We start from the raw sequence: 13,944 nt of genomic DNA, 5'->3' as shown, positions 1-13,944 counted from the left end.
CACCGCCCCTGTCCACCCGGCCCGGCCCCGCCGAGCCGGACCGGGTCCCGCCCAACCGCCATCCCTGAGGAGGACACGCACATGGCCACCGCCACCGCCACCATCGGCTCCCCCGTCGGACTGCACGCGCGTCCGGCCGCCCTGTTCGTGGAAGCGGCCAGCTCCACCGGTCTCGCCGTCACCATCACCAAGGACGGTTCCGCGCCCGCGGACGCCCGAAGCCTGCTCATGGTGATGGGCGTCGGCGCCAAACACGGGGACACGGTCACCCTCCACGCCGACGGGGAGAACGCCGACACCCACCTGGCCGAACTGGTCGAACTGCTGGAACGCGAAACGGAATGACCACACGGGGGCGGGACGGGGAGCCCGCCCCCGGCATTCCCGCTTTCGCACGGTCGGCTCCGGCAGCAGACACCGGGCGGGGACCCAACCGGGCCACACGCGTCGACTCGCGGTTCCGTACGCAACACGCCTATAATCGTCGCTGGTTCCTCCCGGCCACCGCCTGCACCGCGCGAGAAGAGCACGAGCTCCGGTAGAACCCCGCGACCGTTACGGACCTCTCCGTCCCCGTGGCAGACGTCCGCCAGTCGCGCCGTCGCGCCTTCGGCCGCAGCGCAGCAGGACAACCGGTGGCGTTCCGACGCAGAGTCGGCAGATTCCCACCCGACTCCGTCGTGACCCTGCGGACCGCGGAAATCCCAGCGCCTGACGTTTCCACGGTCCGCCACCCGCCCGCCGAACCGCTGTCCTGACGAAAGCCGAGGCCACCCCTGATGGACGAACACGTCCCCGATCCCGCAGAACCCTCCGACATCGCCGCGGAACGCGCCTTCCTCGAGACGGCCCGAGCCGAACTACGGCGCATGCACGAGGACGTCGTCACCACGGAGACGGTCCAGGACGACTCCGAGGATGCCGACTACACCTACACCAACTGGCTGATGGACCAGGCCCGCCAACGCCGAGCCGAGGCGCTGGTGGACCTGACCGACGTCCCGCTGTTCTTCGGACGCCTCGACTACCCGGCGGGGACCGTCTACGAGGACGAACCCGAGGCGGCCCCGACCCGTACGGGAACCGCCGACCGGGTCTACATCGGGCGCCGCCACGTGCACGACGAGAACGGCACCCCGCTGGTGATCGACTGGCGGGCACCGATATCGTCCGCCTTCTACCAGGCCACCCCCGAGAACCCCCGGAACGCGCTGATGCGGCGCCGATACGGGTTCTCCGACGGCGCGGAACTCACCGCCTACGAGGACGAGTACCTCACCCACGCCGGTGGCGCCTCCCACGACGCGGAGCCGGACGGGCTGCTTGCGGCCGAGATCGAACGCCCGCGCTCCGGCCCCATGCGTGACATCGTCGCCACGATCCAGCCGGAACAGGACGACCTGGTGCGAGCACCCATACGGCCCGCCGTGTGCGTGCAGGGAGCCCCCGGAACCGGGAAGACCGCGGTCGGGCTGCACCGCATCGCCTACCTGCTCTACACCGAGCGGGAACGGCTCAGCCAGGACGGGGGAGTCGCGATCATCGGGCCGAACCGCTCCTTCCTCTCCTACATCCGTAAGGTCCTGCCCGCCCTGGGCGAGGTGGGCGTGCGCCAGACCACCATCGAGGAGCTCGCGGGGCACGTCACCGTGCGCCGCTCGGCCACCGCGCACGAGGCGCGCGTCAAAGGGGATGCGCGTATGGGCGACGTCATCCACCGGGACCTGTGGAGCCAGGTGCAACCCCCCGACGAGCCCTTGGTCGTGGAACACGCATCCCGCAAGTGGCGGATCCCGCCGGAGGAGCTGGCCGAGGCACTGACCGAGCTGCGCAGCCGCGGGATCGGTTACGGCGCGGGGCCCGGGCTGCTCACCCAACGCATCGCCGACCTGGTCATGCGGCGTATCGAGGACTCCGGCAAGGAGTACGACACCCGCGCGCTGGGCCAGCTGCGCCGGAACAAGGCGGTCACCGCCGCGGTGCGGCGGATGTGGCCCAAAACCGACCCCGCCCGGCTCGTCCTGGGACTGCTCACCGACCGCGAGCGGCTGGCCCGCGCCGCCGACGGCATCCTCACCCCAGAGGAGCAGGAGGCGGTCTCCCTACCGGGCAAACCACGCGGGGCCAAAACGGCGAAATGGTCCGCAGCCGACCTCGCCCTGATCGACGAGGCCTCCTCCCTCATCGAACGTCCCACCACCCTGGGCCACGTCGTCGTGGACGAGGTCCAGGACCTCACGCCGATGCAGTGCCGTGTGATCAGCCGCCGCTGCAACCGGGGGTCGCTGACCGTGCTGGGCGACATCGCCCAGGGAACCAGTGCGGGGGCGGTCGGAGACTGGCCCGCACTCCTCACCCATCTGGGCCAGCCCGAGGCCCAACCGGCGGTGCTGAACCGCGGGTTCCGTGTACCGGCGGAGATCATCGACTACGCCGCCCGGCTCCTGCCGGAGATCGCCCCCGGGTTGGGAACCCCCACCGGAGTGCGCCACTCTCCCGACGCGTTGGAGGTGACCGCGACCGGCCCCGATGCGCTGGAGGACACGCTCGTGCTGGCGTGCCGGGAGGCGCTGAAGGGGGCGGGATCGGTCGGTCTGGTCGCTGCCGACGCCGACATCGCGGCCCTCCGCGACCGCCTCGCCGCCGAGGCCCTCGACCCCGCCCTGGTGGGAGAGGACGAGGACGCGCTGGAGGCATCCCGTATGGTGTGCGTCCCGGCGTCCCTCGCCAAGGGGCTGGAGTTCGACGCGGCCGTCGTCGCCGAACCCGCCAGTATCGCCGCCGACGAACGCGGCCTCAACCGCCTGTACGTCGCCCTCACCCGTGCGGTGAGCACCCTGCGGATCGCGCACGCGCACCCCCTTCCCGCGGCACTGGGTGAGGAGCGTCACGTGTAACCGCCTGCGGCGGCTGTCCGGAGCCGCCCTGTCTTGACATCGCTTCGTCGCCGCCGGGCAGAGCGTGCCGCCGCGCCGTCTCCGCGGTGTGCCGCCTCACGGAGGCGGCGTGTCCGGATCCGGCCACGAGCTTGGTCGGGGTTCACCGGTTCTGCCACCCTTTTCCAGTTGTGACAGCTGAGTCCTGAGAAGGTGGAGAAACTGTGATCCGGAGAACCCCCCTTGCCCTCGTCTCTCTCCTTGCCACGGGAGGGCTGCTGCTCGGCGGTTGCGGCCTGGTCAACGACGCGGACAAGGGTGGAAAGGACGGAGACGGGAAGGGCGAGGAAGGTAAGGGCGGGGGTCCGGACGGTTTCGTCCAGGAAGGTTACGTCGGGCGGTTCGACCACTACCTCAATGCCCGGGTGGAGGTCGCCGAGGTCGCCAGACTGGACGACCGCACCCGGACCACGGTCCACCTCACCAGTCTGGAGGAGGAGCCGGTCGACATGTCCAGCAGCGTTTTCGCTATCTCCGGGGTGCTCGACCAGAACATCAACGGCTTCCGCCTGCTCGACCCGGTGAACCAGCGCGACTACGGCGTCTACTCCGACATCGGAACCGAGCTGCCAGTGGGCCAGCAGTGGCAGCCCGGGGTCACCTACGAGATCGTCGTGTTCTCTCCGCCGCTGCAGGATGGTGTCGACCGGGTGACAGTGCACGCTCCCGGCGGTATCGGGGAGTTCGCCGGTGTTCCCGTGACGGAGGGGGAACCGCGGACCTATCCCACCGAGGATCCCGAGGAGAGTCCCAGCAGCGGTGATGAGGTCACCTTCCCGGTCGACACCGGTGATCCGGAACCGCTGGAGAGCGACTACGCCGAGCTGCGCGGTGTGGTGCACAACGTCGTCCAGGGCCGAGACACCTCCGAGGACGAGGAGACCGTGTCACTGCGCGCGGACGTGCTGTTCGAGTTCGATGAATCCGCCCTCACGGACAACGCGGAGTCGGTCCTCGAGGACGTGATCGAGGACACCCGCGAACGGGCCGACCCGGACAATCCCCCCATCACGATCGCTGGTCACACTGACGGTGTCGGTGGGGACGACTACAACCAGGAACTGTCCGAGGAGCGTGCTGAGTCGGTCAAGCAGGTGTTGGCGGAGGAGCTCGGCGATGGGTACGAGTACGAGACCGAGGGGCACGGTTCTTCTGACCCGGTGGAGACCGAGGGCGGTGACGATGACGCGTGGGCGCGGGCGCAGAACCGCCGTGTGGAGGTCTCCTACGCCTACAAGGATGAGGTCGTCGAGGAGACGGAGGAAAAGGAGGTAGAGGAGGAGGTCGTCGAGGTGGACCCGGCCGAGGCCGGGGAACCCGCGGACTTCCGCAGTCACGCCGACGCGGAGCCGGTGGCCACTGGTGAACTCAGCAGGGACCGGTGGCAGGACCGGACGTGGACTATGCGGGTATACCCGTTCTACCGGGACGGTGCCTATCTGGTCGCTCGGTTCGACCTCACATTCGAGGGTGGCGACATCGCTCCCTCGTACAACCCGTTCGGCTCGACCTTCGGGAAGTTCGACTTCAGCGTTGTCGACCCGAAGACGGGCAAGATCTACCAGGAGGTCGTGCTCGGCGATCCGGCGGACGCCACGTACAGGGTGGCCTCCCTGTCCTGGCCGTCCGCGAAGCAGGCAGGGGAGACCGCCTACGCCTACATGTACGTTCCGGCTCCTCCTGAGAGTGTGGAGTCGGTGACGTTCAACGGGGCCGACTTCGGGCGGTTCACCGATGTCCCCATCGTGGAGTGACCGTTCCCGGCTTTCCTTCGGTGCGGCACCGAAGTCAGGCTACGGGGTCCCCGGGCTTGGCTCCCGCGTCGGGTGACAGCAGCCGGACCACACTGTCGCCGTCCACGGCGCCCAGCAGCAGGAACTGGCTGCGGAAACCGGCGACGCGCCGCGTGCCCAGGTTCACGGCTCCCACGACGAGCCGGCCCAGCAGCTCGTCGCGGGAGTAGTTCCGCACCTGGGCGCTGGTCCATAGCGTGCCCAGCGGGCCGAAGTCCACCGCGACCTTCCACGCGGGGTTGCGCGCCTCGGGAAAGTCCTCGACCGCGCTCACCTGTCCCACCCGCATGTCCACCGCCGCGAACCGCGCGGCGTCGATCTCGTCCTTGGGGTGACTGTCCATGGTCGTTCACTGTAGACGGCCGCGTACCGAGGAGGCACCCCTACTCACATCCGACACCGTCCCCGTCGCGGTCGAGGTGGGGCCCGTAGCCGGGATCGCCCTCCCGTACGGGCGCCGCGCCCGCCGCACGGGCCGCGTCGCAGTTCTCGTAGTACTCGTCGGGGCCGTTCCCACCCTGGGCGGGTTCCTCCTCGGTGGCGGTCTCCCGCACGGTCTCGGTAGCGGTGGTCTCCACGGTCTCGGTTGTGGTCACCTCCACTTCCTGCGTCCGTGTGGTGGACACCGTCACCGTCGGCGCGGCGGAGGTGGACGGTGCCGCAGCACCGGTCTCGTCGGCACTGCCACTGGAGCAGCCTTGGATGCCGCCGAGGACCACGGCGACAACGAACAGAGTTCCGATAAGGGACAGGGTTATACGAATTCCGCTATCGGAACTCTGTGAGGATATGGGGGATTGGGTTCGCATACAGGAAGGATGCTCTTCTCGGGGGAGTGTGTCAGCCAGTCCCAGAAATTCGGCCGCGCACGGAACGTTGACGTGGCTCCCGCACCCGGGGCTCCGGTTGCCTTCGTCCCGCCAGTCCCCCTAGGGCCTGTTTGGGAAGTTAGAGCCATTCGTTGATGGCCGCGATCTGGATGGTGGCCTCGTAGCGAAGCGCGAGCTTGTCATAGCGCGTGGCCACCGCCCGGTGCCGTTTGAGCCGGTTGATCCCGCACTCCACCGCGTGACGGGCCCGATAATCGACCTTGTCGAACCCCGGCGGGCGGCCCCCGCGATGCCCGGTGCGTTTGCGGTTGCGCACCCGGTCCGCGGGTTCGGGAATCGTCGCCTTGATCTTGCGTCTGCGCAGGTAGGCACGGATCTCCGTCGAGCTGTAGGCCTTATCCGCGCGCACCCGCACCGGTCGGGTGCGCGCGGGACCGCTCCGCTGGTGTCCGGCCACCCGGATGCCCTCCACCACCGGTGCGAATTGCGGTGCGTCTCCCCGCTGCCCGGCGGTGACCACCACCGACATCGGCTTTTGTCCCTGTTCGCAGGCCAGATGGATCTTCGTGCTCAACCCTCCGCGTGAGCGGCCCAGCCCGTGATCGTCGGGCTCGACCGTTTCGTGATCCCGGCCTTCCCCCTTTCCGCGGCCCCGGCGGCGTGCTGGTGGGCGCGCACCGCGGTGGAGTCCACGTTGATGTCCCAGGTGATCAGCCCCGCCGCGTCGGCCCGCGAGCGCAGGGCGGTCAGGATCCGGGCCCAGGTGCCGTTGCGGGTCCAGCGGCGGAAGAGGTCATAGACGCTTTGCCAGGGGCCGTAGCGTTCGGGCACGTCGCGCCAGGGAGCGCCGACCCGTACCCGCCAGCGGATGCCGTTGATCAGTTGGCGTTTGGAGCGTGAGGGTGGGCGGCCGGCGGCGGGGGTGGGCAGGAGTGGTTCGAGCAGCGCCCATTGGGCGTCGGTGAGGTCACCGCGTGCGGGGCCGGGTAGGGTCACAGTGAAGCCTTCGGTGGGTGTGGTCTTCTTGGTCGTTGACTCGTCTACCGAAGGCTTCGCTTATGTGCGGGGTGACACGCCTGGTGTGACCGGATCGGTGCGTTTTCCCCTGATCGCACCAATTACCAAACAGGCCCTAGTCGCGACAAAAACGACCATGGCACGCATTGCGCGCTTCTTGGACACTCGCGACTGGTCCCGGAACCATCACCCAGGGATCCGATCCCAAACCGACAGGACCGGAAGGTTAGGTAGGAAAGTGACAGGCGAACCATTCGCGGCTACGGACGCTGGCGGTCCCGCGCGGCTGTTCGAGCTGGACAACGGGCGCGGTCTCGTGGCGAGAGTGACGGACTACGGGGCAACTCTGGTCCAGTTGCACGTCCCGGGGCGCGGAGGCGAACCGGCCGACGTCGTGCTCGGGTTCGACTCGGTGGAGGGCTACCAGTCGGCGGCGGTCCCGTACTGCGGCGCCACGGTCGGCCGTGTCGCCAACCGCACCGCCCACGGCGCGCTCACCGTGGACGGCGAGGAGTACGAGCTCACACGCAACGAGCCGCCCCACCACCTGCACGGTGGCGGGCTCCGATCCTTCGACAGGGTTGTCTGGCGCCTCGTGCGCGCCGACGAGCGGACGGTGGAGTTCCACCACGTATCCCCGGCGGGGGAGGAAGGGTATCCCGGCCAGGTAGAGGTATCGGCTGTCTACCACGTGACCGGGGACGCGCTGACCGTCACCTACCGGGCCAGGACGGACGAGCCCACCCCGCTCAACATGACCAACCACGCCTACCTCAACCTGGGCGGGGCGGGCACCGGCACCATTCTCGACCACGAGCTGGAGATACGCGCGGACCAGTACACACCGGTCCGCGACGACCTCATCCCGACGGGGGAGTACGCCGACGTGGCTGACACCCCGCTGGACTTTCGCGGCGGGGGTCCCGTCGGTGCGGCTATGCGGGAGCTGCCACGACCGACGAACGCCGGCGGCTACGACCACAACTTCGTCCTCCGCGGCGGCCAGGGCGAGAAGCGCCTGGCGGCCACACTGCGACACCCCGGCTCCGGGCGCGTGCTGGAACTGTCGACGAACCAGCCAGGATTGCAGTTCTACTCGGGCAACGGGCTGTCCTCGCCCGTCGGGAAGCTCGGACGGACCTACGATCGGCATGGCGCGCTGTGCCTGGAGCCGCAGTACTTCCCGGACGCGCTGCACCACCCGCGGTTCCCGAGCACCGTCGTGCGTCCCGGCGAGGTGTACGAGCACGTGTCCGAATACCGGTTCACCAGCGACTGACACCGCCTGAGCGGGGCCGCACCCGTGCGTTCCCGTCCCAGGCCGGCCGGCTCGGGGGAGGAAGCTCGCTTCCGCCCCCTGCGTCTCAGCCGGTCGCGCCGACGTAGGCCGCGAGGTGTTCGCCGGTGCGGGTGGTACGGGCGGCGGCGAGGTCGGCGGGGGTGCCCTCGAAGACGATCCGGCCGCCGTCGTGGCCGGCTCCGGGGCCGAGGTCGACGATCCAGTCGGCGTGGGCCACGACCGCCTGGTGGTGCTCGACGACGATGACCGACTTGCCGGAGTCGACGAGCCGGTCGAGCAGGCCGAGCAGCTGCTCGACGTCGGTGAGATGCAGGCCCGTGGTGGGCTCGTCGAGGACGTAGATCCCGCCCTTCTCACCCATGCGGGTGGCGAGCTTGAGCCGCTGCCGCTCGCCGCCCGACAGCGTGGTGAGCGGCTGGCCGAGGCTGAGATAGCCGAGTCCGACGTCGGCGAGCCGGTCGAGGATCCTGCGGGCGGCCGGCGTGCGTGCCTCGCCGGAACCGAAGAACTCCCTGGCCTCCGACACCGGCATCGCGAGAACCTCGCTGATGTCGCGGCCGCCGAGGTGGTGGTCCAGCACCTCGGCCTGGAAACGGTTGCCCTCACACTCCTCGCAGGTGCTGGTGACGCCGGACATCATCGCCAGGTCGGTGTGGATGACGCCGGTGCCGTTGCAGTTGGGGCAAGCTCCCTCGGAGTTGGCGCTGAACAGCGCCGGTTTCACACCGTTGGCCTTGGCGAACGCCTTGCGGATCGGGTCCAGCAGCCCGGTGTAGGTCGCCGGGTTGCTCCGTCGCGAGCCGCGGATCGCGCCCTGGTCGATCGACACCACACCCGCGTCGCCGGGAACCGAGTCGTGCACGAGCGAGCTCTTGCCGGAGCCGGCGACGCCGGTGACGACGCAGAGCACACCGAGGGGGATGTCGACGTCGAGGTTCTGCAGGTTGTGCGCGTCCGCGCCGCGGATCTTCAGCATGCCGGCGGGTGCGCGCACCGTCTCCTTGGGGGCGGACCGGTCGTCGAGATGACGCCCGGTGACGGTTCCGCTGGACCGCAGTCCCTCGACGCTGCCCTCGAAGCAGACGGTGCCGCCCGCCGCACCGGCGCCGGGGCCGAGGTCGACGACGTGGTCGGCGGTCGTGATCGTCTCCGGATCGTGCTCCACGACGAGCACCGTGTTGCCCTTGTCGCGCAGCCGCAACAGCAGGTCGTTCATCCGCCGGACGTCATGGGGATGCAGGCCGATGCTGGGTTCGTCGAAGACGTAGGTGACGTCGGTGAGCGAGGAGCCGAGGTGGCGGACCATCTTGGTGCGCTGCGCCTCACCGCCCGACAGTGTTCCCGACGGCCGGTCGAGCGAGAGGTATCCCAGTCCGATCTCCACGAACGAGTCGAGGGCCTGCCGCAGCGTGGTGAGCAGCGGCGCCACCGTCTCCCGCGCGTTGCTGGAGCCATCGTGCGCGCGGGTGGCACCCCCGGGCTCCTCAAGCCCACGTACCCACTCGGCCAGGTCGCTGACCTGCATGGCGCAGGCGTCGGCGATGCTGAGTCCCGCGATCCGCGCGGAGCGGGCGGCCTCGCTCAGCCGGGTGCCGCCGCACTCGGGGCAGGTGATGAAGACAACCGCGCGGTCCACGAAGGCCCGGATGTGCGGCTGCATCGCCTCCCGGTCCTTGGCGAGCATCGACTTCCGGATCGTGGGGATCAATCCCGCGTACGTCAGGTTGGTCCCCTCGACCCTGATCTTGGTCGGTTCCTTGTGAAGCAGGTCGTGTAGCTCCCGCTCGGTGTACTCGCGGATCGGTTTGTCCGGGTCGAGGAAGCCGCAGCCGCGAAAGATGCGGCCGTACCACCCGTCCATGCTGTAGCCGGGAATGGTGAGAGCGCCCCCGTTGAGGGACTTGCTGTCGTCGTACAGCGCGGACACGTCGACGTCGGTGACCGAGCCCCGCCCCTCGCAGCGCGGACACATGCCGCCGGTGCGGGAGAAGGTCGCCTTCTCGGCCTTGCCTTCTCCCCGTTTGATCATCCCGGACGCCTGCACCGACGCGGTGTTGAACGAGAACGCGCCGGGTGGACCGATATACGGATCCCCGATGCGGCTGAAGAGGACGCGCAGCATCGCGTGGACGTCGGTGGCGGTGCCGACGGTGGAACGGACGTCGGCACCCATCCGCTCCTGGTCGACGATGATCGCTGTCGTCAGGCCGTCCAGCACGTCGACGTCGGGCCGCGCCAGGTGCGGCATGAAGCCCTGCACGAAGGCGCTGTAGGTCTCGTTGATCATCCGCTGCGACTCGGCGGCGATCGTGTCGAACACCAGCGAGCTCTTCCCCGACCCGGAGACACCGGTGAACACCGTCAACCGACGCTTCGGAATATCGACGCTGACCTCGGAGAGGTTGTTCTCGCGCGCACCGCGCACACGGATCAGGTCGTGGCTGTCGGCAGGGTGTCGCCCATGCGGCTGCGTGTCCGTCCTCGTGGCCATACCCGTCGTGTCTCCAATCTGTTCGAGGGGCCACGCTCGCGGCCTCCGTAGCTGCACCTGTCCGGGTCCGCGCCGGAGCTGCCCGCTGGCGGGCTCAGCGCGATTGTTGGATGCGGAGCAGGTTGCCCGCCGGATCGCGGACGGCGCAGTCCCGGACGCCGTAGGGCTGATCGGCCGGCTCCTGGACGACCTCGGCGCTGTCCTGCAGCCGCGCGAAGGTGGCGTCGAGGTCGGCGGTGGCCAGGAGGATGCCGGCGTAGGTGCCTTTGGCCATCATCTCGAGGACGGTGCGGCGCTCGGCGTCGGTGACACCGGGATCGGAGACGGGCGGCTCCAGGACGATGGACGTGCCGGGCTGGTCGGCGGGACCGACCGTGATCCAGCGCATCCTGTCATATCCGACGTCGTCTCGGACCTCGAAGCCGAGAGCGTCGCGGTAGAAAGCCAGGGAGGCGTCCGGGTCGTCGTGCGGGAGAAAACTCGCGTGAACGGTGATGCCCATGGGAGTCACGCTACGCGCGGATCGTTGGCCGGCGCTTCTCGATTCCTGACCGGTTTGGTAACCCGTTTCGCCACGCAGGACGGCATACCCGCCGTCGCGCGCGTGGCCTGGCGCTGGTAGACGCTGGGCGGCACCCCGACCAACTCGGTGAAGCGGCTGCTGAAGGTACCCAGCGACGAGCACCCGACCGTGAAGCAGACCTCGGTGACGCTGAGGTCGCCGCGTCGCAGCAGCGCCATCGCCCGCTCGACGCGCCGGGTCATCAGATAGGCATACGGCGACTCGCCATAGGCGGCCCGGAACCGGCGGCTGAGGTGCCCGGCCGACATGCTCTCCCCGCGGGCGAGCGTCTCGACGTCCAACGGGTGGGCGTACTCCCGGTCGATCCGGTCGCGGACACGACGCAGCCGCGCGAGGTCGTGCAAGCGCTGTGCCGCGGCGGGTTTGCTGGCCACCGCGCTATCGTTGCACACCACGCCGGAGTCGCCCAGTGCCGCTGCGTCTCCCTCTTCGCGGAAACCGCGCTCGGTACGGCCGACGTTCACCAGGGCCACCTCCCGCACCGTTGCAGCGGGTGTTCTGTCAGGCGCAGTGTTGCCGCGCCGGTTGTTGTCGTGGTCATGCGATCCATCCGAAGCCTTGGTTGGTGGCCAGTCCCAGTCCCCAGTCGTGGATGGCGTCCAGCAGTGGCGGTGCGGCCGCCATCCGCACGCTCACCCGGGCCCCGATCCGGAAGCCCTTGGGGGTGGAGAACCGGCGGCGCGGGCCGGAGTCCAGCACCGTGATGTCGACCTCGTTGTCCAGCCCCAGCACGTCGGCCTTGTGGGCGGTGTTGTGTTCCAGCCGGTGGGTGAATCCGGGGTCGTCGGGCAGGAGGAAGCGCCCGTCGTGTTTGACCACCACCGGGGTGGCGGTCTCCAGCACCGCCTCTCCGCCGGTGTGGTCGGGGGTGGCGGCGACCTGGACCCCCTGGACCGCGAGTGGGCTCGATCCCCACCGCAGGTCGCTGCGTTGGGCGGCTCCGGCCAGCAGGCAGGCGGCAATGCGCGGCACGGGCGATGACAGCTGGAGCAGGCCCGCGCCCGCGGTGGCATAGCGCCCCTTCACACGGGCCGCGTTGGGGAATACGGGCGGTCGGATCCCCACGGGGCGCAGCGGGGAGTTGTTCCACCCGGTGTCATGTAACTGTGTGGCCAGTTCGGCGTCCTGGGCGCTGATCAGGTCATAGACCACGGAGCGGGCCGCGCCGTGTACGTCCGTCCAGGCCATCTCGGGTTCTGCGGCCGCGACGTCCACCCGGAACCGCACGCGTGCTCACCTCCTTCACCCCAACGGCGTTGACAGTCAGTCATAGCAGCAGCCACCGACACACATCAGCGAAACGGAAGAAAACCACGAAGTGTCCTCAACCGGCCACGTGCGCCCCCACGGGCGCGATGAAGACCACGGACCGACGTCGCTTGCGCCCGCGAACGCTACGGCGTTGCGGTGGGTTCCACCTGGGAGGATTGGGTCGGGCGGAGCAGCGGGACGCCGCCGGAGAAGTGGCGTAGGCATCGCACCGCGAGGTCCGCGGGGCAGCCGGGGCCGCTCATCCCGGCCTCGCTGGCGGCCCAGGTCTCCAGGGCGACGCGGATGGAGTCGGTGGCCGCCGCGGCGGCCAGCCGCACCTCCAGCTCCGAGGCCGTGTCACCGGCCAGGCGTGTCAGCGCCGGACGCAGCAGCTCCTCCGACTCCCGGTTGACCCGCTGCCACACCGAGCGCAGCGCGGCGTCCGCACCGGCGGCGCGCAACAGCTCCCGGGTCCAGCCCAGCATCGCCTCCTGCTCCGGGGCCACGCTCAGCACCCGCGTCGCGGCCTCCTCCAACGCGGCCAGCACGCCCTGCTCGGCATCGGCGGACTCCAGCAGGGAGCGCCACTGTCCACCGCCCGCGGTGAGCAGCGGTTCTACCGCGTCCTGCTTGGTCGGGAAGTAGCGGTAGAACGTCCGGACCGCGACTCCCGCGCGTTCGGCGATCTCCTCGGCCGTGGTGGCCTCCACCCCCTGTTCCGCGAACAGCGCTGCGGCGGCGCGAGCAATGTCCAACTGCGTGGCGGCTTTGCGGCGCTGGGTGAGGGAGCTGCGAGCGGACACGGCGACCACCCTATAGCACTCCCCACCGTTTGGCATAAAAAGCCATAGTGGCATGTTGTGCCATACAGACATACGGTGTAACCGCAACGGGCGGTTAGCGACGGGGAGGACGCAATGGAACGTTTCGTAGGGCGCCGGGTGCTGGTCACCGGCGGTGGATCCGGGATCGGTCAGGCCACGGTGCTACGGGTACTGGCCGAGGGCGGCCGGGTCGTGGCGGTCGATGCCGACGAGCAGGGGCTGGCCGCCACTGCCAGGAAGGCGGAGGCCCAGCGGTGCGGGCAGTTGCTGACCACCCGCGTGATGGACATATCCCAGGAGGAGTCGGTGCGTTCCGGGGTCGCGGCGGCCCTGGACGAGATGGGCGGACTGGACGTCCTGGTCAACGCCGCGGGGATACTGCGCTCCGAGCACACCCACACCATGAGCCTGGAGCGGTTCAACAGGGTGATCGGTGTGAACCTGACCGGCACCTTCCTGGTGATCCGGGAGTGCATCCCCGCCCTGCTGCGGGGCGAGCAGCCGGTCATCGTGAACTTCAGCTCCACCTCGGCGACCTTCGCCCACCCCTACATGGCGGCCTACGCCGCCAGTAAGGGCGGTATCCAGTCGATGACCCACGCCCTGGCGGTGGAGTACAGCAAGCAGGGCCTGCGAGCTGTGGCCGTGGCGCCGGGTTCCGTGTCCAGCGGCATGACCGACGCCAGCGGCAGCAGCCAGGCCAACGCCGGGCCGGGACTGCCCGCCGACGCCGACATGGACCTGTTGGCCAAGCTGTCCCCGATGATCGGTGACGGCTTCGGCGGGCCGGAGACCGTGGCCGGCGTCGTGGCCACGCTGGCCTCCTCCGACGGCGCCTTCGTCACCGGAACCGAGGTCCGTATCGACGGCGGCACCCACGCCTGAGGGAAGCCCGGCCGGAACACCCTTCCCCCAGCGC

Annotated in this window: 12 protein-coding genes and 1 pseudogene; 5 read left to right on the top strand and 8 right to left on the bottom strand. The window is 69.5% G+C overall.

Going from position 1 to position 13,944, the window contains the following annotated elements:
* The first annotated feature begins 81 nt into the window (after window positions 1-81).
* From FHX37_RS10770 to FHX37_RS10760, 3 genes are all read left to right on the top strand, one after another.
* The gene (locus FHX37_RS10770; protein WP_141923773.1) at window positions 82-345 is read left to right on the top strand and encodes an HPr family phosphocarrier protein; all 264 of its coding nucleotides are present in this window, start codon (window positions 82-84) and stop codon (window positions 343-345) included.
* A 434-nt stretch (window positions 346-779) separates the two neighbouring features.
* On the top strand, window positions 780-2,897 hold the full coding sequence (locus FHX37_RS10765) for a HelD family protein (protein ID WP_141923772.1): 2,118 nt from the start codon (window positions 780-782) through the stop codon (window positions 2,895-2,897).
* A 203-nt stretch (window positions 2,898-3,100) separates the two neighbouring features.
* Window positions 3,101-4,690, top strand: coding sequence for an OmpA family protein (locus tag FHX37_RS10760; RefSeq protein WP_141923771.1), 1,590 nt, complete (start codon window positions 3,101-3,103; stop codon window positions 4,688-4,690).
* A 34-nt stretch (window positions 4,691-4,724) separates the two neighbouring features.
* Here FHX37_RS10760 and FHX37_RS10755 read toward each other — a convergent pair whose 3' ends face one another.
* From FHX37_RS10755 to FHX37_RS10745, 3 genes and pseudogenes are all read right to left on the bottom strand, one after another.
* Window positions 4,725-5,072: a tRNA-binding protein gene (locus FHX37_RS10755; RefSeq protein ID WP_141923770.1), complete on the bottom strand. Its 348-nt coding sequence runs from the start codon at window positions 5,070-5,072 to the stop codon at window positions 4,725-4,727.
* Window positions 5,073-5,112: 40 nt separating this feature from the next.
* Window positions 5,113-5,325 (bottom strand): excalibur calcium-binding domain-containing protein, encoded by a 213-nt coding sequence (locus tag FHX37_RS23565; RefSeq protein ID WP_246062238.1) that lies wholly within the window; start codon window positions 5,323-5,325, stop codon window positions 5,113-5,115.
* 352 nt (window positions 5,326-5,677) lie between these two features.
* Window positions 5,678-6,555, bottom strand: a pseudogene (locus FHX37_RS10745) (IS5 family transposase).
* Between the two features lie 259 nt (window positions 6,556-6,814).
* Between FHX37_RS10745 and FHX37_RS10740 the strand changes: the two are divergent.
* Complete coding sequence (locus tag FHX37_RS10740) at window positions 6,815-7,855, top strand: aldose epimerase family protein (protein WP_170181557.1); 1,041 nt, start codon at window positions 6,815-6,817, stop codon at window positions 7,853-7,855.
* 85 nt (window positions 7,856-7,940) lie between these two features.
* Here FHX37_RS10740 and FHX37_RS10735 read toward each other — a convergent pair whose 3' ends face one another.
* The 5 genes from FHX37_RS10735 to FHX37_RS23870 all read right to left on the bottom strand — a co-directional run bounded on the left by FHX37_RS10735 (window position 7,941) and on the right by FHX37_RS23870 (window position 13,004).
* On the bottom strand, window positions 7,941-10,367 hold the full coding sequence (locus FHX37_RS10735; RefSeq protein WP_141923767.1) for an ATP-binding cassette domain-containing protein: 2,427 nt from the start codon (window positions 10,365-10,367) through the stop codon (window positions 7,941-7,943).
* Between the two features lie 94 nt (window positions 10,368-10,461).
* Entirely contained in the window at window positions 10,462-10,869 is a 408-nt protein-coding gene (locus tag FHX37_RS10730) for a VOC family protein (protein ID WP_141923766.1), read from the bottom strand.
* 5 nt (window positions 10,870-10,874) lie between these two features.
* Entirely contained in the window at window positions 10,875-11,324 is a 450-nt protein-coding gene (locus FHX37_RS10725; protein WP_141925187.1) for a helix-turn-helix transcriptional regulator, read from the bottom strand.
* 163 nt (window positions 11,325-11,487) lie between these two features.
* Window positions 11,488-12,177 (bottom strand): CRISPR-associated endoribonuclease Cas6, encoded by a 690-nt coding sequence (gene cas6, locus FHX37_RS10720; protein ID WP_141923765.1) that lies wholly within the window; start codon window positions 12,175-12,177, stop codon window positions 11,488-11,490.
* Between the two features lie 167 nt (window positions 12,178-12,344).
* Window positions 12,345-13,004, bottom strand: a complete 660-nt coding sequence (locus tag FHX37_RS23870; protein WP_281288292.1) for a TetR/AcrR family transcriptional regulator — start codon at window positions 13,002-13,004, stop codon at window positions 12,345-12,347.
* A gap of 114 nt (window positions 13,005-13,118) precedes the next feature.
* On the opposite strand from FHX37_RS23870, the gene FHX37_RS10710 reads away from it, so the two are divergent.
* Window positions 13,119-13,910: an SDR family NAD(P)-dependent oxidoreductase gene (locus FHX37_RS10710; RefSeq protein WP_141923763.1), complete on the top strand. Its 792-nt coding sequence runs from the start codon at window positions 13,119-13,121 to the stop codon at window positions 13,908-13,910.
* Window positions 13,911-13,944: the final 34 nt, after the last annotated feature.

Source organism: Haloactinospora alba, from assembly GCF_006717075.1.
GTDB lineage: Bacteria > Actinomycetota > Actinomycetes > Streptosporangiales > Streptosporangiaceae > Haloactinospora > Haloactinospora alba.
The sequence above is the reverse complement of the archived record's forward strand: the minus strand, read 5'-3'. Positions and strand labels throughout refer to the sequence as shown.

Excerpts from the sequence above, each read along its gene's own strand:
- FHX37_RS10770 (WP_141923773.1), top strand. The coding sequence starts at position 82 with ATGGCCACCGCCACCGCCACCATCGGCTCCCCCGTCGGACTGCACGCG.
- FHX37_RS10765 (WP_141923772.1), top strand. The coding sequence starts at position 780 with ATGGACGAACACGTCCCCGATCCCGCAGAACCCTCCGACATCGCCGCG.
- FHX37_RS10755 (WP_141923770.1), bottom strand. The coding sequence starts at position 5,072 with ATGGACAGTCACCCCAAGGACGAGATCGACGCCGCGCGGTTCGCGGCG.
- FHX37_RS10735 (WP_141923767.1), bottom strand. The coding sequence starts at position 10,367 with ATGGCCACGAGGACGGACACGCAGCCGCATGGGCGACACCCTGCCGAC.
- FHX37_RS10730 (WP_141923766.1), bottom strand. The coding sequence starts at position 10,869 with ATGGGCATCACCGTTCACGCGAGTTTTCTCCCGCACGACGACCCGGAC.
- FHX37_RS10710 (WP_141923763.1), top strand. The coding sequence starts at position 13,119 with ATGGAACGTTTCGTAGGGCGCCGGGTGCTGGTCACCGGCGGTGGATCC.